At 64.2% G+C, this 24447-nt stretch carries 22 protein-coding genes; all 22 read left to right on the top strand.

The features are described 5' to 3' along the window. The first annotated feature begins 35 nt into the window (after nucleotides 1-35). The 22 genes from ACY48M_RS04950 (at nucleotide 36) to hisD (ending at nucleotide 24440) form a co-directional block, all read left to right on the top strand. Nucleotides 36-404, top strand: a complete 369-nt coding sequence (locus tag ACY48M_RS04950) for a DUF3040 domain-containing protein (protein ID WP_462819116.1) — start codon at nucleotides 36-38, stop codon at nucleotides 402-404. Between the two features lie 250 nt (nucleotides 405-654). Continuing rightward, entirely contained in the window at nucleotides 655-1086 is a 432-nt protein-coding gene (gene mraZ, locus ACY48M_RS04945) for a division/cell wall cluster transcriptional repressor MraZ (RefSeq protein WP_462819115.1), read from the top strand. A 100-nt stretch (nucleotides 1087-1186) separates the two neighbouring features. Continuing rightward, a complete protein-coding gene (gene rsmH / locus ACY48M_RS04940) occupies nucleotides 1187-2143 on the top strand; it encodes a 16S rRNA (cytosine(1402)-N(4))-methyltransferase RsmH (RefSeq protein ID WP_462819114.1) in 957 nt (318 codons plus the stop codon). Next, nucleotides 2140-2769 (top strand): cell division protein FtsL, encoded by a 630-nt coding sequence (ftsL, locus tag ACY48M_RS04935; RefSeq protein ID WP_462819113.1) that lies wholly within the window; start codon nucleotides 2140-2142, stop codon nucleotides 2767-2769. Before rsmH ends, ftsL begins: the two co-directional genes overlap by 4 nt. Before the next feature lie 78 nt (nucleotides 2770-2847). Continuing rightward, nucleotides 2848-4608 (top strand): peptidoglycan D,D-transpeptidase FtsI family protein, encoded by a 1761-nt coding sequence (locus ACY48M_RS04930; RefSeq protein WP_462819112.1) that lies wholly within the window; start codon nucleotides 2848-2850, stop codon nucleotides 4606-4608. Between the two features lie 12 nt (nucleotides 4609-4620). Further along, a complete protein-coding gene (locus ACY48M_RS04925) occupies nucleotides 4621-6159 on the top strand; it encodes a Mur ligase family protein (RefSeq protein WP_462819111.1) in 1539 nt (512 codons plus the stop codon). 65 nt (nucleotides 6160-6224) lie between these two features. Further along, complete coding sequence (locus ACY48M_RS04920; RefSeq protein ID WP_462819110.1) at nucleotides 6225-7133, top strand: glutamate ligase domain-containing protein; 909 nt, start codon at nucleotides 6225-6227, stop codon at nucleotides 7131-7133. Continuing rightward, nucleotides 7130-8239 carry a phospho-N-acetylmuramoyl-pentapeptide-transferase gene (mraY, locus tag ACY48M_RS04915; protein ID WP_462819109.1) on the top strand — a complete coding sequence of 370 codons (1110 nt, stop codon included), beginning with the start codon at nucleotides 7130-7132 and terminating at the stop codon, nucleotides 8237-8239. The genes ACY48M_RS04920 and mraY overlap by 4 nt, the downstream gene beginning before the upstream one ends. Beyond that, entirely contained in the window at nucleotides 8233-9282 is a 1050-nt protein-coding gene (locus ACY48M_RS04910; protein ID WP_462819108.1) for a Mur ligase family protein, read from the top strand. The genes mraY and ACY48M_RS04910 overlap by 7 nt, the downstream gene beginning before the upstream one ends. Before the next feature lie 90 nt (nucleotides 9283-9372). Continuing rightward, entirely contained in the window at nucleotides 9373-10647 is a 1275-nt protein-coding gene (gene ftsW / locus ACY48M_RS04905) for a putative lipid II flippase FtsW (protein WP_462819107.1), read from the top strand. Next, nucleotides 10644-11720, top strand: coding sequence for a UDP-N-acetylglucosamine--N-acetylmuramyl-(pentapeptide) pyrophosphoryl-undecaprenol N-acetylglucosamine transferase (locus tag ACY48M_RS04900; protein WP_462819106.1), 1077 nt, complete (start codon nucleotides 10644-10646; stop codon nucleotides 11718-11720). The genes ftsW and ACY48M_RS04900 overlap by 4 nt, the downstream gene beginning before the upstream one ends. A 5-nt stretch (nucleotides 11721-11725) precedes the next feature. After that, complete coding sequence (gene murC / locus ACY48M_RS04895) at nucleotides 11726-13138, top strand: UDP-N-acetylmuramate--L-alanine ligase (protein ID WP_462819105.1); 1413 nt, start codon at nucleotides 11726-11728, stop codon at nucleotides 13136-13138. A 181-nt stretch (nucleotides 13139-13319) separates the two neighbouring features. Then, nucleotides 13320-14156, top strand: coding sequence for an FtsQ-type POTRA domain-containing protein (locus ACY48M_RS04890; protein ID WP_462819104.1), 837 nt, complete (start codon nucleotides 13320-13322; stop codon nucleotides 14154-14156). 151 nt (nucleotides 14157-14307) lie between these two features. Then, a complete protein-coding gene (gene ftsZ, locus ACY48M_RS04885; protein WP_462819103.1) occupies nucleotides 14308-15468 on the top strand; it encodes a cell division protein FtsZ in 1161 nt (386 codons plus the stop codon). Next, nucleotides 15465-16175, top strand: a complete 711-nt coding sequence (locus ACY48M_RS04880) for a YggS family pyridoxal phosphate-dependent enzyme (protein WP_462819102.1) — start codon at nucleotides 15465-15467, stop codon at nucleotides 16173-16175. The genes ftsZ and ACY48M_RS04880 overlap by 4 nt, the downstream gene beginning before the upstream one ends. Nucleotides 16176-16216: 41 nt before the next feature. Next, a complete protein-coding gene (locus ACY48M_RS04875; protein WP_462819101.1) occupies nucleotides 16217-16696 on the top strand; it encodes a cell division protein SepF in 480 nt (159 codons plus the stop codon). Nucleotides 16697-16818: 122 nt separating this feature from the next. After that, entirely contained in the window at nucleotides 16819-17130 is a 312-nt protein-coding gene (locus ACY48M_RS04870) for a YggT family protein (RefSeq protein ID WP_462819100.1), read from the top strand. A 114-nt stretch (nucleotides 17131-17244) separates the two neighbouring features. After that, nucleotides 17245-17958: a DivIVA domain-containing protein gene (locus ACY48M_RS04865; protein WP_462819099.1), complete on the top strand. Its 714-nt coding sequence runs from the start codon at nucleotides 17245-17247 to the stop codon at nucleotides 17956-17958. Between the two features lie 61 nt (nucleotides 17959-18019). Further along, a complete protein-coding gene (lspA, locus tag ACY48M_RS04860; RefSeq protein WP_462819260.1) occupies nucleotides 18020-18577 on the top strand; it encodes a signal peptidase II in 558 nt (185 codons plus the stop codon). Between the two features lie 2 nt (nucleotides 18578-18579). After that, on the top strand, nucleotides 18580-19497 hold the full coding sequence (locus ACY48M_RS04855; protein WP_462819098.1) for an RluA family pseudouridine synthase: 918 nt from the start codon (nucleotides 18580-18582) through the stop codon (nucleotides 19495-19497). Nucleotides 19498-19644: 147 nt separating this feature from the next. Beyond that, nucleotides 19645-23106 carry a DNA polymerase III subunit alpha gene (dnaE, locus tag ACY48M_RS04850; protein ID WP_462819259.1) on the top strand — a complete coding sequence of 1154 codons (3462 nt, stop codon included), beginning with the start codon at nucleotides 19645-19647 and terminating at the stop codon, nucleotides 23104-23106. Between the two features lie 29 nt (nucleotides 23107-23135). Further along, entirely contained in the window at nucleotides 23136-24440 is a 1305-nt protein-coding gene (hisD, locus tag ACY48M_RS04845; RefSeq protein ID WP_462819097.1) for a histidinol dehydrogenase, read from the top strand. Nucleotides 24441-24447 lie beyond the last annotated feature (7 nt).

Here is a 24447-nt window from a genome sequence, read left to right as displayed (position 1 = left end):
GTGGCAGTTCATCTGATCCGCCGGGAGGAGTCATCATGCCGCTGTCCGAACGTGAGCAGCGTCTTCTCGACGAGATGGAGCGCAGCCTCTATCAAAACGATGCCGACTTCGTGTCGACGGTCAACCCGGGCCGCGGTCGCCCCAACTACCGCATGCTTGCAATCGGAGCGCTCATCGCCCTCGCCGGCATCGCAGCCATCATTGTCGGCGTCGTCATCAAGCAGCCGGTGGTCGGCGTGCTTGGCTTCATCGTTGTGTTCGGCGGGGCCCTGCTCGCCCTGACGCCTCCTCGCCGCACCGACGCGCCGCGAGATCCGATGCCGACCACTCCCCGCCAGCCGCGACAGGCAGGATTCATGGACCGCATGAACGAGCGGTGGGACCGTCGCCAGGGCGGCCGCTAAGAGTTCCATCCGGGCGCGCTGCGCGCGGAGTTCAAGGGTCGACCTTCGGGTCGGCCCTTTTTTTGTGCCCAAATGTGGCATCCACGTAAAATTTTCCTCCACCTTCCTCCACGCATCACTTCCCAGTAATGGCGGGGGTCAAGCGCACTGCGAGTCGAATAATCCCTCCGATTTCCTTGATTGGTGGTGGATAGTGGAGTAAAGTGGGGTATACCTGAAGCTGGGCCGGAGTCGGAAGGGGGTGCCGAGCATGTTTCTTGGCACCTACTCGCCCAAGCTCGACGACAAAGGGCGTGTCATCCTGCCGGCGAAGTTTCGGCCAGAGCTCGAGAACGGCGTCGTTATTGCCCGCGGCCAGGAGCACTGTCTCTATGTCTTCAGCACGCGCGATTTCGAAGAGCTCGCCGTCAAGATGCAGCAGGCGCCCGTGACCGGCAAGCAGGCGCGCGACTACATGCGTCTCTTCCTCTCAGGTGCGACCTCGGAGCACCCGGACGGTCAGAACCGCGTCACCATTCCTCCCGCGCTCCGGGCCTACGCCGGCCTCGGCCGTGAACTCACCGTCATTGGCGTGGGCAACCGGGCCGAGATTTGGGATTCCGCTGCCTGGGAGACGTATTACGCCGAGCAAGAAAGCGCGTTCGCCGACACCACGGAGGAGGTGATTCCGGGACTCTTCTAGCGCCCTGGATCTGACTCCCAGCCGAACGCCCTGCCGCACTTCCCCGGCGGCAGGTCGCATCGGATGGGGATCAGGCTCAGGGGGCCACCCGATCACAACCATGGACGACACCGCAGAGATTCACACCCCAGTCATGCTCGAACGCACGATCGAGCTGCTCGCGCCCGCCCTTGAGGTTCCGGGTGCCATTGCAATCGATGCAACCCTCGGCATGGGTGGCCATGCGCACGCGCTCCTTACTCGGTTTCCAGAACTGACGCTCGTGGGATTGGACCGCGACACCGACGCTCTCGAGATTGCGGGCGAACGGCTGCGGCAGTTCGGTGATCGGGTCCACCTGGTGCACACCGTGTATGACGAGCTCGCTGATGCGCTCGCTACTCTCGGAATCAGTCGCGTGCACGGGATCCTCTTCGACCTCGGGGTGTCGTCGCTCCAGCTCGATCGAGTCGAGCGCGGATTCTCGTACTCCAAGGATGCGCCGCTCGACATGCGGATGGATTCCACCTCGCCGCTCACCGCGGAGAGGGTGCTTGCCGAGTACGCCGAGGCTGACCTCCGTCGCATTTTCCGCGACTACGGCGAGGAGCGTTTGGCGCCCCGCTACGCACAGCGCATCGTGCAGGCTCGCACGCTCGAGCCATTGACGACATCGGCACAGCTCGTCCGCATCATCACTGAAGCAACCCCTGTTGCCATTCAGCGCAAGGGCCACCCGGCAAAACGTGTCTTCCAGGCCCTGCGCATCGAGGTGAATCAGGAGCTCGCAGCGCTCGAGGGTGCCATCCCGGCCGCTGTGGCGTCGCTGGCAGTTGGTGGCCGTGTGGTCGTGCTTGCCTACCAATCGCTCGAAGATCGGCTCGTCAAGCGGTACTTCGCCGCTCACTCAACCTCGAGCACGCCGGCGGGGCTGCCCGTTGAGTTGCCGGAGCACGCCCCCGAGCTGAAGCTGCTTGTGCGTGGCGCGGAGCTTGCCTCAGACGACGAGCGCGACCGGAATCCGCGGTCCATTCCCGTGCGACTCCGCGCAGCCGAGAGAATCAGGGACGCCGCATGAGCGCATCACTTGCCGAGGCCCTCCCGATCCCGAACCCGGCACCCAAGCGCGAGGCACCGCCGCGGTACATCGGAATCGCGCCGAGCCGCGATCAGCGCCGCGCCAGGCCGCGCCTCGCATACGCGATGATCGTCGTCGGCGGACTCTTCGCCGTGCTGGTGTCGCAGCTGCTGCTGAGCATCGCCCTCGCCGATGGTGCCTACGAAATCGCGGCGTTGCAGGCTGAACGCAAAGAGCTCAGCCGAGATGAGCAGATCCTCACGGAGAAGCTCGATGTGCTCAATTCGCCGCAGAGTGTCGCCGCTCGTGCGGAATCGCTCGGCATGGTGAGCAACGAGAGCGCCGTGTATCTCGACCTCGCCACCGGCGCCGTCATGGGTGCGCCGGTCGCCGCGAACGCCACCGCCGGCAGTGTCATCGGCGAAAACGGCAGCCTCCTCGTGTCCAACGCGCTCATGCCGGAGGTTCCAGATATGGGCGGGTTGCTCGCTGCACAGGCGAGCGCTGCAGAGGCCGACGCGGCAGTTGCTGACAGTGCAGCCACCACTGGCGTGGCGACGACGGATGCGACAAGCCAGTCGGTAGCGTCGTACCCGAATGGCATTCCGGCCCCAGTCACCCGGTAGTAGCCGAGCGATGAGCACTGACCGAGAGCACTGATCGATGAGCGCTGAGACACCGAGAGCCATCAGCAAGGACGCGCAGTGAACGACAGACGCATGAACAGCAGGCGGCTCGCTATCGCGATCCTCATGACGTTGGCGATCGTCGCAGTCTTCGTGGTGCGTCTCGTCGATTTTCAGGTGGTGCGGGCGAGCGAGCTCAATGAAGCCTCCGCGAACAAGCGTGCCGTGCAGACAACGACCTACGGCATTCGCGGTCAGATCCTCGACACCAACGGCACTGTGCTCGCAGATACCGTGCTGCGGTACGACGTCACGGTGGCACCGACGATCGTCGGCGAATCGTTTGATCGAGCGATCAGCGAAGACAGTGATGAGACCGAGACAGTGACGACGCTGGAGGCCCTCCAGGAGATCGCTGCCGTGACCGGCGGTGATCCTGCGGAGATGTACCAGCTGATCACGTCGAATCCCGACTCAAACTACGAGATTCTCGCAAAGGGTCTCGATACGGAGAAGTATCGCGAGGTGCGCGATCTCAATATCCCGTGGCTCTACTTCGAGTCAACGCCCGATCGCACCTATCCCAACGGCGCCGTCGCGGGGAATCTCGTGGGATTCGAGGGTACGGATGGCCCACAAAACGGTCTCGAGGTCACTGAAGACGATTGCCTTGCCGGCACGAATGGCACCTCCACCTACGAGCGCGGGGTGGATGGTGTCCGTCTCCCCGGCAGCACCGTTGTCACCGAGGAAGCGGTTGATGGCGGCACGGTCACCCTCACAATCGACAGCGACCTGCAGTGGTTCGTGCTGCAGCGTCTCGCCGAACAGGCGACTGAGATCGGCGCCGAGTCGGCTTCGGCCATCGTGGTTCGAGTCGATGACGGTCACATCATGGCGATGGCGGACTGGCCAGCCGTCGACCCCAACGATGTCGATGCGACGCCCGTCGAATACCTCGGGGCGGCCGGCTTCACCGCGTCCTACGAGCAAGGCTCCACGTTCAAGCCGCTCTCGGCGGCGATGCTGCTCGATCAGGGTGTCGCGACCCCGCTGACTCAGCTCACCGTGCCCTACGAGTGGCAGACGCCAGAAGGCGGCCAAGTCCGTGACGCGTTTCCTCATCCGACCCAGAACCTCACACTCACCGGAGTGATTCAGAACTCTTCTAACGTCGGCATCTCGATGCTCTCGGGGCAGCTCTCGAACTCCGTGCGCTACGACTACCTCAAGAAGTTCGGAATGGGTGAGCGAACCGCAGTCGGCTTTCAGGGCGAGGCCGACGGCATCCTTTCTGACTATTGGGACACGCAGCAGAAGTACGACGTCGCCTACGGCCAGGGCGTCGCCAGCACGCTTGCGCAGCTTGCTGGGGCATACCAGGCGCTCGGCAACGGGGGAGTTCGAATGCCCCTGACCCTCGTTGAGAGCTGCACCCAGCCCGATGGCACCGTGATCCCGACGGATTCGGGCGATCCGGTGGATGTCGTCTCCGAATCCGCCGCGGACCAGGTCATCGCCATGATGGAGTCCGTCGTCGAAGGCGGCGAGCTCGCAACCTCGCTGCAGATCCCCGGATACCGGGTGGCGGCGAAGTCGGGAACGGCCCAGCTTGCAGAGAATGGGGTATACACATCCGAGCGTGTGGTTTCCGTTGCCGGCCTCGCACCAGCCGAAGATCCCGAGTACGTCGTCATCGTCAGCTACGTCAAGCCGGATACTATTAAGACTTCTGCGGCCGCCGCCCCCACCTTCCAGAAGATCATGACCCAGGTGCTCAAGACGTTCCGCGTTGAGCCATCCACCGAGCCGGCCCCGAGTCTGCCGACCACCTGGTAGAAAGAGGACGAATTGCCTGATCGGATCCCCCCGGTCCTCCGACCGGAGCATCCGTCGGCGAGATCCCTCGCCGGTCTCGTCAGTGAGTTCGGACTCGACTACCGCGGTTCGCTCGACGGTGTCGAGCTCACCGGGATCACACTTCGATCGAACGAGGTGCAGCCGGGCGACCTCTTCGTCGGTGTGCCCGGTGCCGCGGCCCATGGGGCCGAGTTCGCAGAGTCCGCTCGCGAGGCGGGCGCGGTCGCGCTGCTCACAGACCAACGCGGTGCCGAGATCGGCGCCAACGCCGACATGCCCATCGTTGTTGTCGACTCACCACGCGCGGCCCTCGGCGAGCTCTCGGCGTGGCTCTATCGCACGAACGAGCACCCGCCGCTCACGCTCGGTGTGACGGGCACGAACGGCAAGACCTCGACCTCGTACATCCTGGAGGGCATCCTCCGTCAGCTTGGGCTCGTCACAGGACTCAGTACGACCGCCGAACGCCACATTGGCGACCTCACCGTTGTGAGCCGGCTCACGACACCGGAGGCAAGCGAGATTCATGCACTCCTCGCTCGGATGCGTGAGAGCGAGGTGCGCGCCGTCGTGCTTGAGGTCAGTGCGCAGGCGCTGAGCCGTCACCGCGTTGACGGCATCAGCTTCGATGTCGTGGCGTTCACGAACCTCAGTCACGACCACCTCGACGACTACGCCGACATGGAGGAGTACTTCGAGGCGAAGCTCGCGTTCTTCGACCCCGACCGCGCCCGTCGCGGGGTGGTCTCTCTCGACACGTCGTGGGGTGAGCGCGTCGTCGCGGCCTCACGCATCCCCGTGACCACCGTCTCATCATCACCGGGGGTGGATGCTGAGTGGGTGGTTGAGATCCTTGAGGAGCGTGCTGAGTTCACCTCGTTCCGACTCACGGGGCCCGAGCATCGCGCCATCGAGACGAGCGTGCCGCTGATCGGGCGTCACATGGCAGCGAATGCGGCGCTCGCGATTGTGATGCTCGTTGAGGCCGGCTTCGAACTCGAGGCGATCGGTCACGCAGTCCAGGGCAGGATCGAGGCCACCCTTCCCGGCCGCACCGAACGTGTTTCTGGCGATCGCGGTCCGGCGGTGTTCGTCGACTTCGGACACAGTCCAGACGCGTTCCTCAACACACTCTCAGCCGTTCGCACCTTCACCAAAGGGCGCGTCATCATGCTGTTCGGTGCCGACGGAGATCGGGATGCGACCAAGCGTCACGAGATGGGACGCATCGCCTCCGAGTATTCAGATGTCCTCGTGATCACCGATCATCACCCACGGTTCGAAGATGCAGCCTCGATTCGGCGCACACTCATCGAAGGCGCGGCTCTCGCCGAGCATCAAGCAGAACTGCACGAGGTGAGCCCCCCCGAAGACGCAATTCGTCACGTCATCGCTCTCGCCGAGGAGGGCGACTCCGTGCTCTGGGCGGGCCCAGGGCACCAGGATTATCGCGACATTCGAGGCGTCAGGACGCCGTATTCCGCACGCGCGCTCGCCCGCGACGCTCTCCGCGAGGCGGGCTGGGCGTAGTGCCCGGGCCGCTCCCACCGCGCGTCACGATCGTTGGCACCGCGGGTCGAAGCTCCACTGCGCGCATGATCGACGCGATCGCGGCGGCATCCGGCGTCACCGATTGGCCACCGACTGTCGTGCTGCTCTCGCGCGGCGATGAGCTGGTCGCATCGGGACAACCCCGACGCTCGTGGAGCGAGGTCCTCTCAAGGGTTGCCGACGACACGACGATCATCGCGCCGAGTAATGATCCTCGGCTCGCGGATGCGGCACGGCTCACCGGGTGTCGGGTCATGACCGCAGGCATCGATGTCGGCGCCGACGTGTCGGCGCACACGATCGTTGCTCGATCGACGGGGACGGCATTCGTGCTCGTCGTCGGGGACGCGGCGTATCCGGTGCAGCTCTCACTGCTCGGTGAGCATCTCGCTGAGAATGCGATTGCAGCCCTGGCCACGGCCGTCTCGGCCGGCGTTGATCCTGCGGTGGCGATAACGTCACTCGAGGCACTCGACATGCTCGGCCCCGGCATCATGGCTCCCCGGCGGGTGCCCGGCGGACCGCTCGTGATCGATGACACTCGCTCGATGTCGTCTCAATCGGTGGTGGCCGCGCTGAAGGCGCTGGCGATGTTCGGAACTGAAGGCCGCCGCACCGTAGCGATCCTGGGGGCACTCGAGCTCGGAGACAGCGACGACCTCAGTCCCGAGGCGATCGAGCGTCACCGAGAAGCCCACGATCGTATCGGCCGCATCGTGGTTCGGCTCAACGTCGGACAGCTTGTCGTCATCGGCCGCGATGCACGTCACATCCACAATGCGGCAGGGCTCGAAGGATCGTGGAACGGAGAGTCGGTACTCGTCGAGAGCCTCGACGAGGCTTACGATCAGGTCCGTGACGAACTCGAAGAAGGTGACGTGGTGCTGGTGAAATTCGCGGCGACGCACGCGGGTGAGTTCGTCGAACGACTCGAGCGGAGCAGCATCCGATGATCGCCCTGCTCGTCGCTGCGGGGGTCTCGCTCGTCTTCTCGCTTCTCCTGACGCCGCTCTTTGCGCGAACCTTCCGGCGCATGAACCTTGGTCAGTTCATTCGGGCTGACACGCCGACGACCCATGTCGTTAAGCGCGGCACGCCATCAATGGGTGGGGTCGTCTTCATCCTCGCCGCTGTTGTTGGCTACTTTGTTGGCAACCTCGTCGGGCAAGAACCACCGTCGGTCGCGGGGCTTCTTGTCATCTTCATGATGGTCGGGCTCGGCCTCATCGGGTTCATCGACGATCTCATGAAGGTCACGCGCCAGAACAGCCTTGGGCTCAGCGGTCCGGCCAAGATTGTTGGCACGATCGTGGTGTCTGTCGGCTTCTCACTCCTCGCACTCGGATATCGCGACGCCAATGGTGTGAGCCCGGCATCGACGGCGATTTCACTCGTGCGCGATCTCCCGTTTCTTGACCTCGTCGCGATCTTCGGTGTGGGGCTCGGCACCATCCTCGTGATTGCGTGGCACGCATTCCTCACAACGGCCGTCTCCAATGCTGTCAACCTCACGGACGGCCTCGATGGGCTCGCGGCGGGATCGTCGATCTTCGCCATCGGCTCGTACATCATCATTGGGTTCTGGCAGCAGAACCAATCGTGCTTCGCGGTCAGGCTTGACCCTGCCGTTGCGGACCAGTGCTACACGGTCTCGAACCCCCTTGACCTCGCGGTCATTGCGGCAGCGATCGTCGGGGCGATCATCGGATTCCTCTGGTGGAACACTTCGCCGGCGCAGATCATGATGGGCGACACCGGCTCCTTTGGGCTCGGAGGCGCCCTCGTCGCGCTTGCAATCCTCTCCCGCACCGAGCTCTTGCTCGTGCTCATCGGCGGACTCTTCGTGATCGTCACCGGTCAGGTGATCGTGCAGCGTCTCTACTTCAAGGCAACGAGAGGCAAGCGCATCTGGCGTGCGAGCCCTCTCCACCACCACTTTGAGATGCTCGGCTGGCTTGAGGTCACGATCGTCGTGCGTTTTTGGCTCATTGCCGGGCTCTTCGTCGCGAGTGGCATCTTCCTCTTCTATGTCGAGTGGTTGGCCCTGACCCCGTGGTAAGCGGTCGCCTCGACGATCTCGTGAGCTGGCATGCCGATTGGAAGGGTCTGAGGGTCGCTGTGCTCGGGCTCGACGCGATCGGATTCTCGGTCGCCGACACCCTCGCCGAACTCGGAGCCGAGGTTACGGTCATTTCTGACGGTGCCCATGCCGCCGATCGAGAAGACCTTCTCTCCGTCATCGGGGTGGCCCTTGCGGTGCAGACCTCCGGGCAGTCCGAGGTGGGTGTGCTCTCCGCTCTCCGGCCAGAGCTCGTCATCGTCACGCCCGGCGTTGGTGTGCGGCATCCGCTCGTCGCCTGGGCGGTCGAGGCCAACATCGCCGTGTGGAGTGACCTCGAGCTTGCGTGGCGAGTGCGCGATAAGGCGGGTTCCCTCGCGCCGTGGCTCGTCGTGACCGGGGGCGCGACCGCCGGTCGAACGGCGCACCTTGCTGAGGCGATGCTGCTCGCATCGGGAGCGAGAGCGATGGCATGCGGCGAAACGCCGGCCGGTGTGCCCGTGCTTGATGCCATTCGCGTGCCTGAGGGGTGGGAGTGCCTCGTCGTCTCGGTGACGCCAGCGGCACTGCATTTCACCACCTCGCTCTCGGCGTGGGCCGCTGCGTGCCTCGCCTCGACGTCTGCCGACCAGTCCGCAGACGGTCCAATCGACGCCGCGTCGGGTGACGGAGACGCCGATCTTGCGGCGGTGTACGCCCGCGCCCAGGTGGCCTGCATCTATAACCGTGACGATGCCGCGACCATGCACATGGTCGAGGAGGCCGAGGTTGTCGAGGGTGCTCGCGCGATTGGTTTCGGGCTCGGGGTTCCCGGACCGAGCGATTTCGGCGTTGTCGATGGCATCCTGTGTGATCGCGCGTTTCACGAGGAGCGGAGCTCATCGGCGCTCGAACTGGCGACGGTCGAGCAGCTTGCGACGGTCGGCCTCGCCACCGTCGATGGTGTCGCCGATGTCCTCGCCGCGGCAGCCCTTGCGCGCTCGTACGGTGTGCCGGTCGGCGCGGTCCAGGTTGCACTCGGCGTCGCGGGCGGCGACAGCTGAGCGACGTTGAGCGACACGCGGAGCCGACGCGTCCGATCACCACGCGGTAGCCGAGACTAGAGACGTGACACTGGGGGAGGAGGACACCGGATGCCGGTAACACCACCCCGACGCACTCCACCCCGTTCCCAGCGAGAGCAGCCCGACCTCAACGAGGGTCAGCCCCAGAACGTGAGCGCCGATGCGCCTCGGGGCGCTGCCGCCGTTGTGGCCGTGCGGCGGTTGTTCGGCGCAGAGACCGGCAACTACTTCCTTCTGCTTGGCACAACCCTCTTCTTGGTCGCGTTCGGTCTCGTTATGGTGCTTTCGGCGTCATCGGTGACGTCATACACGGAGTCGCAGCAGTTCTTCGGCGGGTTCGAACGCCAGGCGTTGTTCGCCGCGATCGGCTTGCCCCTCATGCTGCTCGCGTCTCGGGCGCCATCCGTGTTTTGGAAGAAGTGGGCCCCCATTACGCTGATCGGCGCGGCCGCGTTGCAATTCTTGACCGTGGCGACGCCGCTGGGGTACTCAGTCAACGGCAACCAGAACTGGATCCAGATCGGTTCATTCAGCTTTCAGCCCTCGGAAACAATCAAGCTCGCGCTGGTGGTGTGGCTCGCTCTCGTACTCTCGCGCAAGCAGCGAGTGATCGGCGATTGGCGCGAGGTGCTCATGCCGGTCGCCCCGGTCACGGTGGTCGCGGTGGGTATGGTCATGGGTGGCGGTGACCTCGGCACGGCGATCATCCTCACCCTCATGGTGCTTGGCACACTTTTCTTCGCTGGAGCGCGGCTCCGTCACCTCGCGCTCGCCGTGCTGGTGCTGGCCTTCGGCGTTCTGCTCCTCGCGTGGGGCAACTCTTCGCGACTGAGCCGTATCGCTGCATGGCAGGCGGGCTGCACGTCCTCCGATGACTACTCGGGCAACTGTTGGCAGACGCTGCACGGCTGGTGGGCGCTGGCCTCAGGCGGAATCTTCGGCGTCGGGCTCGGAAACTCCAAATCGAAGTGGAACTGGCTGCCAGAGGCAGACAACGACTTCATTTTTGCTATCGTCGGCGAAGAGCTTGGCCTGCTCGGCGCCATCATCGTGCTCGCACTGTATGTGGTGATGCTTATCGCGTTCGTCCGCATCATCCGGGCCAATTCAGACCCCTTCGCACGCATCGCAGTGAGCACGGCAATGGTGTGGATCATCGGGCAGGCATTCGTGAATATTGCGGTAGTACTTGGCCTTCTGCCGGTGCTCGGGGTGCCTCTTCCATTCTTCTCGGCTGGTGGCACGGCGCTCATCTCCAGCATGATCGCGGTCGGCATTGTGCTGTCGTTCGCCCGCCGACCTGTCGACGGCGCTGGTCGACCTGCTCGGGCCGCCACGTCATGACCACCTACCTTCTGAGTGGCGGAGGCACGGCTGGCCATGTCAACCCGCTCCTTGCAATCGCTGACCGCATCCGCCGTGATGAGCCGGATGCCGCCATCATTGTGCTCGGCACGGAGGAGGGGCTCGAATCGAGGCTCGTGCCGGCGCGAGGCTACGAACTGGTGACGGTCGACAAGCTGCCATTTCCGCGTCGCCCAAACCGTGCTGCTCTCAGGTTTCCCGGCCGGCTGTTGGGGCTGATTCGCTCGATCGAAACACTCATTACATCGCGCGGTGTCGATGTTGTTGTTGGTGTTGGCGGCTATGTCGCGGCGCCCGCCTATCTTGCCGCCCGGCGGGCCGGTGTGCCGATTGCGCTCCACGAGGCCAACGCTCGTCCCGGCATCGCCAACAGACTTGGGAGTTACCTCACCCGACACGTCGGCATCACGTTCGAGGGAACCCCTCTCCGTCATGCCCGAGTGGTCGGGATGCCGCTCCGCACCGAGATCGAGACACTTGACCGTGAAGCGTCCCGCGCGGAGGCACTCGAGTTCTTCGGCCTTGATCCAGCGCGCAGCACGTTGCTCGTCACGGGCGGCTCGCTCGGGGCACGGAGCATCAACGCCACGGTGACGGCGTCGGCAGAGTCGCTGCTCGACACGGGCTGGCAGGTGCTCCACATCACGGGAACCCGCGACGAGCAGCCGTCATCGAATCACGAGCACTTCACTGTGATCGACTACTGCGATCGCATGGACCTCGCCCTCGCTCTTGCCGATCTCGCCGTCTCGCGGGCGGGTTCTGCGACGGTGTCGGAACTGTCGGCCCTGGGAATCCCCGCCGTATATGTGCCGCTCGCGATCGGCAACGGCGAGCAACGCCTCAATGCGCGAAGCGCCGTCGCTGCTGGTGCCGCCATCATGGTCGACAATGCCGAATTCACTCCCGCGTGGGTCTCATCGGTTCTTGTGCCGATCATGCGCGACCCGGCTCGAGTCGCGAGCATGCGCGCTATTGCAGGCACGATCGGTTTCCGCGACGGGACGCGTCGCATGGTCGAGCTTGTTCATGAGGCAGTCGGGATACGGTAGACGCGATGATCAAGTCCGATTTCTCCACCCCCATTCCCGAGCGGCTCACCTCTGTCCATTTTGTGGGGATTGGTGGCGCAGGGATGAGCGGCATCGCCGTTCTCTTTCATGACAAGGGCATCGTCGTTACGGGCTCTGATGCTCGCGACGGTGCCACGATCGAGGCACTTCGTGAGCGGGGCATCCGTGTTTCTGTCGGCCACGATGCCGCGAATGTGGGCGCGGTCGACGCGCTCGTGGTGAGTGGCGCGATCTCCGAAAACAATCCGGAGTACGTCGCGGCCCGAACCGCTGGCATCCCTGCCCTGCACCGTGCCCAGGCACTCGCCTGGCTCACCAGCGCCACCCGTCTCATCGCGGTGGCTGGTGCGCACGGCAAGACCACCTCGACGGCGATGCTCGCGACAGCGTTGCGCCGCCTTGGGGCTGATCCGAGTTTCGTCAACGGTGGTGTTATTCGCGAGTTTGGTGTGAGCGCGGCCCACGGCGAAGGCGAGCTCTTCGTCGTCGAAGCCGACGAGTCCGACGGCTCCTTCTTGCTCTACGACACCTCGGTCGTGCTGGTGACGAATGTCGATCCCGATCATCTCGATCACTTCGGATCGCGTGAGGCGTTTGAAGACGCGTTCGTGCGCTTTGCCGACGCGGCCCGCGAGCTCGTCGTGATTTCGGCCGATGACCCTGGAGCCGTTGCAATCACAAGCCGGCTCACCGCTGAACGTGTCATCACGTTCGGAATGAGTCCCGACGCCGATGTTCGTATTCACGCGGTCGACACCGGTCCCCGTGTCTCCTTCTCGATTGCGTGGGACCACGCTGAGCATCCCGTGACCCTCCTCGTGGCCGGTGCACACAATGCGCTGAATGCGGCTGGCGCTTTCGCGGTGCTCGTCGGTCTCGGATTTGACGCCCAGAGTTCGGTCGCGGCCCTGGCCGAGTTTTCGGGTGCCGAGCGGCGGTTCGAGTTCCGCGGCGAAGTCAGGGGCATTCGAGTATTCGACGACTTCGCGCACCACCCCACGGAGGTCGAGGCCGCGCTCTCGGGCGCGCGCGGTGTCGCTGGCACCGGCCGTCTCATCCCCATTTTTCAACCGCACCTCTATACGCGCACGCTGGACATGGCGCAGGAGTTCGCAGACGTGCTTGAGCGGCTCGCCGATGTCTCCATCGTCGTGCCGATCTACGCTGCACGACAGGATCCGATTCCCGGTGTCACCGGGGAGCTCATTACGGAGCGGTTCACGGAACCGGCTTCCGGACGCTACATCGAAGACTGGCAGGATGCCGTCGACTCCGCAGCATCGATTGCAGAGCCAGGCGATCTCGTGATCCCCATGGGTGGTGGCGACATCCACCTCATCATTCCGCAGCTGCTCGCAGCGCTCGAACGGAACCAGTCGGTGGATGAAACGTCCTGAGGGCTTCGACTCGGGGCGCGCCGATCCACCGCAGCCCGAGGCGCATGCACCCCGTCGTGGTGCCGCGAAGCCCCCGTCGGCGCCGAAGCCTCCGAAACCCTCCAAATCTGCCAGCTCGCCCACATCACCCAGCTCGCCCAAATCACCCAGCTCGTCGGAGTCTGTGCGCCCAGCCCGCCCCGTGCGACAGAAGCCCGCTCCGAGCGAGGCTGAACTCGCGGCGCGGTCCGCGCGCGACCAGGCCAGGGTGGCCAAGGCGAATGCTCGGCGGGCGAAGCGCGAGCGGCGAAGGTTTGAGCGCGCGGAGGTTCGGCGCTTCACTCGTCGCGCCCGCAATCGCCGCGTCGCGTGGCTGAGCGCCGGGGGAGTGGTGACGGTGCTCGGCGTTCTCATTGCAACGGCGGTGTACTCACCCCTCCTTTCGCTCGATGAGATCCAGATCACCGGCACGTCCCGACTCGATGCGGCCGAGGTGCACGATGCGATCGACGGTCAGCTCGGCACGCCGCTGGCACTTGTCGATTTCGATCGGCTCACCTCGGAGCTCTCAGAGTTTTCACTCATCCGCAGCTACGTGACCGAGACAGTGCCGCCGCACACGCTCGTGATTCATATCTCCGAGCGGCAGCCGGTTGCCTCAGTGCTCGTCGATGATGGGTACCTTCTTGTTGATCCTGCAGGCATCGAGATCGAGCGGTCTGAGACACGCCCGGTGGGGGTCCCGATGCTCGATCTCACCGAGGATGAGGTCGATGGCGATGTCTTCGACGCAATCGTCGAGGTGCTCCTTGCACTGCCAGCGTCGTTGCTCGCTCAGGTCGACCAGGTGTCGGCATCAACGCTCGACGATGTCACGTTGGTGTTTACAGGTGCTGGGCAGCGTGTTGTGTGGGGGAGTGCCGATCGTTCGGAGCTGAAGGCGCGCGTGCTCGAACAGCTCATGGCGGTGCACGACCCGGCGACACCGGTGGAGTTCGACGTCACGGCTCCGCTCAGCGCCGTCGTTCGACCTCTCTAATTCCTGCGAGTTCACGACTCGGTATCCGACACGCCCGCCACATTGGAGCGCGTCTGGCAAGCCTGCGCTTACCGTCAGTCACAGGAAATACATACTGAGCATAACTTTAAGCTTCGACTTGAAGTTGAAGGTTCACCAGCGGAGGCCGGACGTGTCAACAAACCAGAACTACCTCGCCGTGATCAAGGTCGTCGGCATCGGCGGTGGCGGGGTCAATGCGGTCAACCGCATGATCGAGCTCGGCCTGCGCGGCGTCGAGTTCATCGCCATCAACACTGACGCTCAGGCGCTCCTCATGAGCGACGCCGACGTCAAACTCGACGTCGGTCGCGAGCTCACAAGAGGCCTCGGCGCCGGTGCCGATCCCGAAGTTGGCCGTCGCGCCGCTGAAGACCACGCCGACGAGATCGAAGAGGCACTCGCTGGTGCCGACATGGTCTTCGTCACGGCCGGCGAGGGCGGTGGCACCGGCACGGGCGGCGCGCCTGTCGTTGCCCGCATCGCCAAGTCGATCGGTGCCCTCACGATCGGTGTCGTTACCCGCCCGTTCGGCTTCGAGGGCAAGCGCCGCGCTGCCCAGGCCGAGGTCGGCATCGCCGCGCTCAAGAGCGAGGTCGACACCCTCATCGTCGTACCAAATGACCGCCTGCTCGAGATCAGCGATCGCGGCATCAGCTTCCTTGAGGCCTTCGCCACCGCCGACCAGGTCCTTCTCGCCGGTGTGCAGGGCATCACGGATCTCATCACGACACCCGGCCTGATCAACCTCGACTTTGCCGACGTCAAGTCGGTCATGCAGGGTGCCGGTTCGGCGCTCATGGGGATCGGCTCCTCGCGAGGGGCGGATCGCGCGATCAAGGCCGCGGAGCTCGCTGTCGCATCACCGTTGCTCGAGGCGAGCATCGACGGTGCCCACGGGGTGCTGCTTTCAGTGCAAGGTGGATCGAATCTCGGCATCTTTGAGATCAACGACGCCGCCAAGCTGGTGCAGGAGGCCGTACACCCCGAGGCGAACATCATCTTCGGTGCCGTCATCGACGACACGCTCGGCGACGAGGTGCGCGTCACAGTCATCGCGGCAGGCTTCGATGGCGGTGAGCCCGTCGTCAAGCGCCAGGGCCACCGCTCGAACTTCGTTGACCCCGACGACGCCCCGGTCGCCGCTGTTGCCGCAGCTCCGCTCGCTGCAGGGTCTGCAGAGAGTGCCGAGCAGTCGGCGTGGTCCTCAGAGCCCGAGCTGCCCAAGGCGCCGAGCGACCCCGTGTTCGACGAGAGCGACGACAGCCTCGATATCCCCGACTTCCTGAAGTGACGCGCACGGGCAGCGGCAACCCCGCCGAGCCCGACACTGCGCTCGGTGACCGGCTCGCGAGCATCCGTGCACGAATAGCGGATGCCGCGGCCATCGCCGGTCGTAACGCCGATGACATCTCCCTCATCGTCGTGACAAAGTTCCATCCCGCGAGCCTGGTGCGGCAGTTGCATGCGCTCGGCGTGACGGATTTCGGCGAGAACCGGCACCAAGAGGCTCAGGCGAAGACCGCAGAACTCGCGGACCTCGGGGCGACCTGGCACTTTGTCGGGCAGCTCCAGAGCAATAAGGCGAAGGCCGTGCGGGAGTATGCGCGCGTTGTGCACTCGCTCGACCGCGCGTCGCTGGTCTCCGCGCTTGCGTCACCGTCGCCTGAGCCGATCGACTGTTTCATCCAGCTCAACCTCACGGATGACCCCAATCGCGGCGGAGTCGATGACGCGGGCCTCGAGCCCCTTGTCGAGCGCGTGATCAGTGCGGAGGGCCTTCGACTGCTCGGGGTGATGGCGGTCGCGCCGCTCGACGAAGAGGCGAGGAGCGCCTTCGCACGGGTGCGTTCGGCGTCTGAGCGTGTTCGTGCGATCGCGCCGCACGCCGATCGCATTTCGGCGGGCATGTCCCACGATTTCGCCGATGCGATTCTCGAGGGCGCGACACACCTCCGCATCGGGTCGGCAATCACGGGAAACCGAGCGATGCCGGGTTAATGTCAAGACGAGAACCGCAACGACCAGGAGGCTCAGTAATCATGGCTAACCCGCTCCGCAAGACGATGGTGTATCTCGGCCTTGCCGACGAGGAGTTCGACTACAACGAGTCGACGGCAGCGCCGGCTCAGGTCCAGCACGCCGCTCCAGCCCCCGTCGCCACCCAGAATTCCGCCCAGCGCGCACCGGTGACGCCACTGCGTCGTCCGACGCCAGCCCGAGTAGTTGGACCCACCGAGATGAACGAGATCCTCACCGTGCACCCGCGCCAATACAAGGACGCTCAGGTGATCGCCGAGAGCTTCCGCGAGGGCATCCCCGTAATCATCAACCTCTCGCAGATGAGCGAGCCGGATGCTCGGCGACTCGTCGACTTCGCGAGCGGCCTGTCGCAGGGGCTCTACGGCAAGATTGAGCGGGTCACCTCGAAGGTGTTCTTGCTCTCGCCCGCTCATGTCGCCATCAGTGGCGATCAGGGCCACTCTGACGAGGTGGAATCGTCGCTGTTCGGCCAGTCGTAGACTGATCGCTAGCTTCTCTTCCGACGGGCACTGAGCCCAGCCCAGTCGTCGGTGTGCAGTCGCCTGCCCGAGCTTCGGCCGTGCGGCTGCTCGCCCGGCGCGCATCCCCTCCAGGTGACCTCATGATCCTTGTCGTTCTTCTCACGCTGCTCTACCTCGCGCTGTTCGTGTACTTCATGGTGATGTGGGCGCGATTCGTGCTCGAGCTCGTGACTGCATTCGTGCCGCGCTGGCGGCCACAGGGTGCCACGCTGGTGGCCGCGGAGGGTGTGTATACGCTCACAGATCCCCCCGTGCTCTTCACCAGGCGCCTCGTCCCGCCCATCAGATTTGGCGGGATTTCGCTCGATTTCGCCTGGAGCATCGTGATGCTCGTGGTGTTGGTGTTACTTTATGTCGTCTCTTGGGGTCGCCAATTCGCAGGTTCCCTGTAATCTAGTCAGCATCCGGTGCCTCAACTGGTCCGCCCAGTGGGCGAACAGCGGGCTTTGCTAGCGTCCCGCTTGACGGCAGTTTCGATCGATAGAGAATGTTCAGAGGTGACGAGAATGGCCCTTACGCCTGAAGACGTAGTCAACAAGCGGTTTCAGCCGACGAAGTTCCGGGAGGGCTACGACCAGGACGAGGTAGACGACTTCCTCGACGAGGTCGTTGTCGAACTGCGCCGTCTCGGTCAAGAGAACGAAGAGCTCCGCCAGCGGCTTGTCGCGAGCGATTCGCGCATCGCCGAGCTCCAGCGCAACGGTGGCGGCGAGCAGTTTGCCGCTGCAGCCGCAGCTCCCGAGCCAGTTGCCGCTCCCGTCGCCGAGCCCGTGCCAGCGCCAGCCGCTGCCGCACCGGCGCCCGAGACGACGCCGGGCCTCGACGAGACCGGCAGCACCAACAACCTTCTCCAGCTTGCCCGTCGTTTGCACGAGGAGCATGTCCGCGAGGGCATCGAGAAGCGCGACGCGCTGATCGCCGAAGGCCAGGCCACCGCGCAGCGTCTTGTGAGCGACGCTGAGGCCGAGCAGGGCCAGAAGGTTGCCGAGCTTGAGCAGGAGCGCTCGGCGCTGGAGTCGCAGATCGAAGAGCTTCGCACCTTCGAGCGCGAGTACCGCACAAACCTCAAGAGCTACATCGAGGGCCAGCTTCGCGACCTCGACTCCGCGAACTCGGTGAACTCTGGCGACAACGCCCCGTCGGCCGGCAACTTCGGCAGTGACTATGGCGTGCCAGCCAACCAGCCCCCGGCGAACTTCCAGGGCTTTGTCGGCAACTGAGCCGGCAGCGCCTAGCCCTGAGTCGCCAGCGTCACGTTTCAGCCCGAGGGCTCTCGCTGTACTGGTCTGCGTCGCCGCCGTCATTTACGGCGCAGACCAGTGGAGCAAGCACTGGGTCGTAAGCACTCTCACGGAGGGCGCGAGCACCCCGGTGATCGGTGAACTTCTGCAGTTCACGTTTGTGCGAAATCCTGGGGCTGCCTTCTCGCTGGCCAGCGGTGCCACCTGGATCTTTTCGATCGCCGCCACAGTTGTGACGGTGGTAATCATCGTTTTCGCTCGTCGCATCCGCTCGATCGGATGGGCGCTGGTGTTCGGGATGCTGCTGGGCGGCGTGCTCGGAAACCTGACAGACCGCTTCGTTCGTGAACCGAGCTTCGGCCTCGGTCATGTGATCGACTTCATCCAGGTCTGGGGATTCCCGGCGATTTTTAACATCGCCGACATCTTTGTCGTGTCGAGCATGGGACTCTTCATCATCCTGACGCTGCGTGGCGTGCGGTTCGACGGCACGCGAGATGTGCCCGACCGTGACACGGAGTCAGCTGAGGCAGAGGCACTGACCACTGATGCAGAGCCTGCGGCCGACGACACCGGCGCAGCCGACACCAGGAGCTGACCGTGGAGTCACGGAGCCTGCCGGTGCCCGATGGGCTAGCCGGCGAACGCGTCGATGCGGCGCTGTCGAAGCTCATGGGATTCTCGCGCACCTTCGCCGCCGACGTAATCGATGCGGGCGGCGTCTCGGTGGATGGCGTGCAGGCGTCGAAGTCCGATCGTCTTCGTGCCGAGTCTTGGCTCGAGATCGAGTGGACACCGAAGACGGCGCCCACAATCGAGCCAATGCTCGTGCCTGGCTTTGACATCGTCCACGATGACGACGACATCGTTGTGATCGACAAGCCTGTCGGTGTCGCGGCCCACCCTTCAGTCGGATGGACCGGACCAACCGTGCTCGGAGCGCTTGCTGGGGCTGGGTACCGTATTTCGACCTCGGGTGCCGCCGAGCGCGCAGGCATTGTGCACCGGCTCGATGCTGGCACGAGCGGCCTCATGGTGGTTGCGAAGTCGGAGCGGGCCTATACCGAGCTCAAACGCGCGTTTCATGACCGCGAGGTCAATAAGGTGTACCACGCCGTTGTGCAGGGTCATCCCGATCCACTCCGTGGCACGATCGACGCTCCGATCGGGCGCCACCCATCATCGGCGTGGAAGTTCGCGGTCGTTGCTGGCGGCAAAGATTCCGTGACCCACTACGAAACGCTTGAGGCGTTTCCTGCAGCGTCGCTGCTTGAGGTGCATCTCGAGACGGGACGCACGCACCAGATTCGGGTGCACATGGCGGCGCAGCGGCATCCGTGTGTCGGCGACGCCATGTATGGGGCAGACCCGACGATCTCGGCGAAGCTGGGGCTCAGCCGGCAGTGGCTCCACGCGATGCGACTGGGATTCACGCATCCCTCAAGCGGCGAGGCGGTCGAGTTCTCATCGCGATATCCGGCTGATCTTCAGCACGCACTCGACATCCTCCGCGCGTAATCACATCGTTCCGGTGCTCTCGCCTGTCGCTCGATTCGAGTGCCGGTGGCCGGCCGTAGACTAAGAGACCACCCCGAGCTAGACGGAGAAGTAGTGCCATCGAGCAGCGATTCCTTCGTGCACCTGCATGTGCACAGTGAGTACTCGATGTTGGATGGCGCGGCTCGCGTCAAACCGTTGATCGATGCCGCTGTGGAGCAGGGAATGCCCGCAGTCGCGGTCACCGACCACGGCAACGTTTTCGGCGCCTACGACTTCTGGAAGACAGCAACGGCGGCCGGCATCAAACCCATCATCGGCACAGAGGCATACGTCACGCCGGGCACGCATCGCACCGATAAGACGCGCATCAGGTGGGGCGACGGCGGGGGAGACGATGTTTCGGGCTCAGGTGCGTACACGCACATGACGCTCTTGAGCGAGACAAACGAGGGGCTGCACAACCTCTTCAGGCTCTCGTCGAAGGCTTCGCTCGAAGGGTATTACTTCAAGCCTCGCATGGATCGTGAACTCCTGTCGCAGTACGGCAAGGGGCTAATCGCCACGACGGGATGCCCGAGTGGCGAGGTGCAGACACGGCTCCGACTCGGGCAGTACGAGGAGGCGAAGCGGGCAGCATCCGACTTCCGTGACATTTTCGGCCGTGAGAACTATTTCGCCGAGATCATGGATCACGGGCTTGGCATCGAGCGACGCATCATGTCGGATCTGCTGCGCCTTGCAAAAGACCTCGACCTGCCCCTCGTTGCAACCAACGATCTGCACTACACGCACGCCCACGATGCAACGAGCCATGCCGCGCTTCTCTGCGTGCAGTCCGGCACAACCCTCGACGACCCGAAGCGATTCAAGTTCGACGCCGACGAGTTCTACCTCAAGTCCGCGAATCAAATGCGCAGCCTTTTCAGCGATCACCCTGAAGCGTGTGACAACACCCTGCTCATCGCTGAGCGCTGTGATGTGTCGTTCGACGAGAGCGCGAACTACATGCCGCGGTTCCCGGTGCCCGAGGGCGAGTCCGAAGACACCTGGTTCTTCAAGGAGGTCGAGAAGGGGCTGCACTATCGCTACCCCGGCGGCATCCCCGAGGAGGTGCGCACACAGGCCGAGTACGAGAAGCAGGTCATTGTGCAGATGGGCTTCCCCAGCTACTTCCTCGTCGTCGCCGACTTCATCAATTGGTCCAAAGACAACGGCATCAGGGTTGGTCCCGGCCGAGGCTCTGGTGCAGGCTCGACGGTCGCCTACGCCATGCGCATCACCGACCTCGATCCGCTGCAGCACGGCCTCATCTTCGAGCGCTTCCTCAACCCAGAGCGTGTCTCCATGCCCGACTTCGACGTCGACTTCGACGACCGTCGCCGCGGTGAGGTGATCCGCTATGTCACCGAAAAGTATGGCGACGAACGTGTCGCCCAGATCGTGACCTACGGCACCATCAAAGCGAAGCAGGCCCTCAAAGACTCGTCGCGGGTTCTCGGGTTTCCGTTTGGCATGGGGGAGAAGCTGACAAAGGCGATGCCACCACCCATCATGGGCAAGGACATCCCGCTCACGGGGATCTTTGACAAGGAGCATCCGCGCTTCAAAGAGGCGGCGGACATCCGCGCGGTCGTCGAGAGCGACGCGGAGGCGCGGACCGTCTTCGACACGGCGCTCGGTCTTGAGAACCTCAAGCGCCAGTGGGGCGTCCATGCCGCCGGGGTGATCATGTCGAGCGAGCCGCTCATCGACATCATCCCCATCATGAAGCGGGAGCAAGACGGCCAGATCGTCACGCAGTTCGACTACCCGGCATGCGAGGCGCTCGGGCTCATCAAGATGGACTTCCTGGGGTTGCGCAACCTCACGATCATCGACGACGCGCTCGACAACATCGAGTCCAACCGTGGCCACCGACCTGTCCTTGAAGATCTCGAACTCGACGACATGCCCGCCTACGAGCTGCTCGCCCGCGGCGACACGCTCGGGGTATTTCAACTCGATGGCGGTCCCATGCGAGGGTTGCTGCGACTTATGAAGCCCGACAACTTCGAAGACATCTCGGCGGTGTTGGCCCTCTATCGACCTGGTCCGATGGGTGCCGACTCTCACACGAACTACGCGCTTCGCAAGAACAACCTCCAGAAGATCGACTACATCCACCCCGAACTTTCGGATGCTCTGCAAGATGTGCTCGGCGGCACGTACGGCCTCATCGTGTATCAGGAGCAGGTGATGTCGATCGCCCAGAAGCTCGCTGGGTTCACGCTCGCGCAGGCCGACCTCTTGCGCCGCGCGATGGGCAAGAAGAAGAAGTCCGAGCTCGACAAACAGTTCGAGGGCTTCAGCGCGGGCATGATGGAGCGCGGATACTCTGCCGACGCCATCAAGACGCTGTGGGACATTCTTCTGCCGTTCTCTGACTACGCCTTCAACAAGGCTCATTCGGCCGCATACGGTGTCATCTCCTATTGGACGGCGTACCTCAAAGCGCACTATCCGGCCGAGTACATGGCGGCACTCCTGACGAGTGTCGCCGATTCGAAGGACAAGCTTGCGGTCTACCTCAATGAGTGTCGCCGCATGGGCATCAAGGTGCTCGCGCCCGATGTCAACGAGTCCATCGGCTTCTTCGCCGCGGTGGGAGACGACATTCGATTCGGCCTCGGGGCCGTACGCAACGTTGGCTACGCGGTCGTAGAGCAGATCAAGGCAGCCCGTGAAGAGAAGGATCGATTCGCGTCGTTCAATGACTTCCTCAAGAAGGTTCCAATCTCGGTGACGAATAAGCGCACGATCGAGTCGCTCATCAAGGCCGGCGCTTTCGATTCGCTCGGGCACACTCGTCGCGCGCTCTATGAGATTCACGAGGATGCCGCGGAGTCGGCCGTGCGCGACAAACGTGCCGAGGCGAACGGCCAGGTCGGGTTTGACTTCGACAATCTGTGGGATGAGCCACAGGAGGCGCAGGCGGTGCCAGACCGCCCGGAGTGGTCAAAGCGCGACAAGCTCGCCTTCGAGCGCGAGATGCTCGGTTTGTATGTTTCCGACCATCCGTTGGCTGGACTTGAGTTGCAGCTTGCGAAGCACGCGAGCGTCACGGTCGCCGAGATTCTCGGCGGCGAGTCGGTGCACGATGGCGAGACCGTGACGATCGCGGGGCTCGTGACGTCGGTGCAGCATCGCACGGCTCGCAACTCCGGCAATCAGTATGGCCTCGTGACGGTTGAGGATTTCGGCGGCGAGATCACGGTGATGTTCCTCGGCAAGACGTATCAGGAGTTCTCGCCGGCGCTCGTCGCCGACTCGATCGTCGTCGTTCGGGCTCGCGTGAGCCAACGCGACGACGGCGTCAACCTCCACGCGAACAGCATGTTCATCCCAGACACGGGCGCGAGTCTTGGCTCAGGGCCTCTCCTGATTTCTGTGCCAGAGTTCCGCGCCACGACCGATGTCGTGGCAGCGCTCGGCGACGTGCTCATCCGCCACGCTGGCGACACCGAGGTGCGGCTCAAACTCATCAAGGGCAGCACTGCACGCATGTTTGAGGTGCCGTATCCCGTCTCGGTGACCGCCGATCTCTACGGGGAACTCAAGTCGCTGCTCGGACCCGCGTGCCTTGGGTGATCGCGGCCGGAAGCTAGAGTGGTGTGGCCATGATCCAGACCATTGACCTTCGCGGTCGGCGCCCAAGCGCTACCGAACTTCTCGCGCTCATCCCGCGCTCGCACACGGATGTCACTGCTGCGTCGGTGATCGCTCAGCAGCTCATTGACAATGTACGGCACCAGGGGAGTGCCGCGCTCCTCGAACAGGCGGAGCGTCTCGACAATGTGCGTCCTCCCTCTGTTCGCGTGCCCGTTGCCGACATCGCCGCAGCTGTTCGATCGCTCGACGCTGACGTGCGCGATGCGCTCGAGGAGGCAATTCACCGCGTGCGGCAGGCGAGCGCTGCCCAGGTGCCGGCGCCCGTCTCGACGACCCTCGGGGCCGGTGCCGTCGTCACACAGCGGTGGGCGCCCATCCGTCGTGTCGGGTTCTATGTCCCCGGCGGCAAGGCCGTCTATCCGTCCAGCGTGGTGATGAATGTCGTGCCGGCACAGGTCGCCGGCGTAGGCTCGGTCGCCCTCGCCTCGCCCCCACAGCAACACTTCGGCGGTGCTGTGCACCCCACCATCCTTGGCGCCGCCGGATTGCTCGGTGTCGATGAGATCTATGCGATGGGGGGCGCTGGTGCCATCGGCGCGCTCGCCTACGGTGTCGCAGACCTCGATCTTGAGCCCGTGCAGCTCATCACGGGCCCCGGCAATGTGTTCGTCGCCGCGGCGAAGCGTCTCGTGCGCGGTCAGGCGGGCATCGACGCCGAAGCCGGCCCGACCGAAATTCTCGTCATCGCCGATGCTTCGGCCGATGCAACGATCGTGGCGGTCGATCTCATCAGCCAGGCGGAGCACGATGAGCTCGCCTCCGCTGTGCTCGTCACCGATTCCGTCGAGTTGGCCGAGGCCGTGCGCACGGAGCTTGATCGCATCGCCCCGTTCACGGCGCACCGGGAGCGTGTCGCAGAGGCACTGCGCGGTGAGCAGTCGGCGATCGTGTTGGTCGATGATCTCGAGGTTGCAGCGGATTTCAGCAACGCCTACGGGCCCGAACATCTCGAGCTCCAGGTCGACGAATCGGACGCACTGCTCGAGCGCATCGAAAGCGCTGGCGCGATCTTCGTCGGGCGGTATTCGCCCGTGAGCCTCGGTGATTATCTCGCCGGGTCAAACCACGTGCTTCCGACGGGTGGTCAGGCGCGATTTGCCTCGGGGCTCGGCGCCTACACGTTCCTCCGCCCGCAGCAGGTGGTTCAGTACGATCGTGAGGGCCTCCGCGCCGTCGAGCACCGGATCGTGTCACTCGCCACGGCAGAAGACCTGCCCGCACACGCCGCTGCAGTCACGGCCCGCTTCGTGTGACGAGCCC

It is taken from the genome of Homoserinimonas flava (assembly GCF_054969005.1).
The sequence above is the reverse complement of the archived record's forward strand: the minus strand, read 5'-3'. Positions and strand labels throughout refer to the sequence as shown.

Excerpts from the sequence above, each read along its gene's own strand:
- murC (WP_462819105.1), top strand. The coding sequence starts at position 11,726 with ATGATCAAGTCCGATTTCTCCACCCCCATTCCCGAGCGGCTCACCTCT.
- ftsW (WP_462819107.1), top strand. The coding sequence starts at position 9,373 with ATGCCGGTAACACCACCCCGACGCACTCCACCCCGTTCCCAGCGAGAG.
- ACY48M_RS04875 (WP_462819101.1), top strand. The coding sequence starts at position 16,217 with ATGGCTAACCCGCTCCGCAAGACGATGGTGTATCTCGGCCTTGCCGAC.
- ACY48M_RS04920 (WP_462819110.1), top strand. The coding sequence starts at position 6,225 with ATGATCGACGCGATCGCGGCGGCATCCGGCGTCACCGATTGGCCACCG.
- mraZ (WP_462819115.1), top strand. The coding sequence starts at position 655 with ATGTTTCTTGGCACCTACTCGCCCAAGCTCGACGACAAAGGGCGTGTC.
- ACY48M_RS04870 (WP_462819100.1), top strand. The coding sequence starts at position 16,819 with ATGATCCTTGTCGTTCTTCTCACGCTGCTCTACCTCGCGCTGTTCGTG.
- hisD (WP_462819097.1), top strand. The coding sequence starts at position 23,136 with ATGATCCAGACCATTGACCTTCGCGGTCGGCGCCCAAGCGCTACCGAA.
- ftsL (WP_462819113.1), top strand. The coding sequence starts at position 2,140 with ATGAGCGCATCACTTGCCGAGGCCCTCCCGATCCCGAACCCGGCACCC.
- dnaE (WP_462819259.1), top strand. The coding sequence starts at position 19,645 with ATGTTGGATGGCGCGGCTCGCGTCAAACCGTTGATCGATGCCGCTGTG.
- rsmH (WP_462819114.1), top strand. The coding sequence starts at position 1,187 with ATGGACGACACCGCAGAGATTCACACCCCAGTCATGCTCGAACGCACG.
- ACY48M_RS04950 (WP_462819116.1), top strand. The coding sequence starts at position 36 with ATGCCGCTGTCCGAACGTGAGCAGCGTCTTCTCGACGAGATGGAGCGC.
- ACY48M_RS04865 (WP_462819099.1), top strand. The coding sequence starts at position 17,245 with ATGGCCCTTACGCCTGAAGACGTAGTCAACAAGCGGTTTCAGCCGACG.
- ACY48M_RS04900 (WP_462819106.1), top strand. The coding sequence starts at position 10,644 with ATGACCACCTACCTTCTGAGTGGCGGAGGCACGGCTGGCCATGTCAAC.
- mraY (WP_462819109.1), top strand. The coding sequence starts at position 7,130 with ATGATCGCCCTGCTCGTCGCTGCGGGGGTCTCGCTCGTCTTCTCGCTT.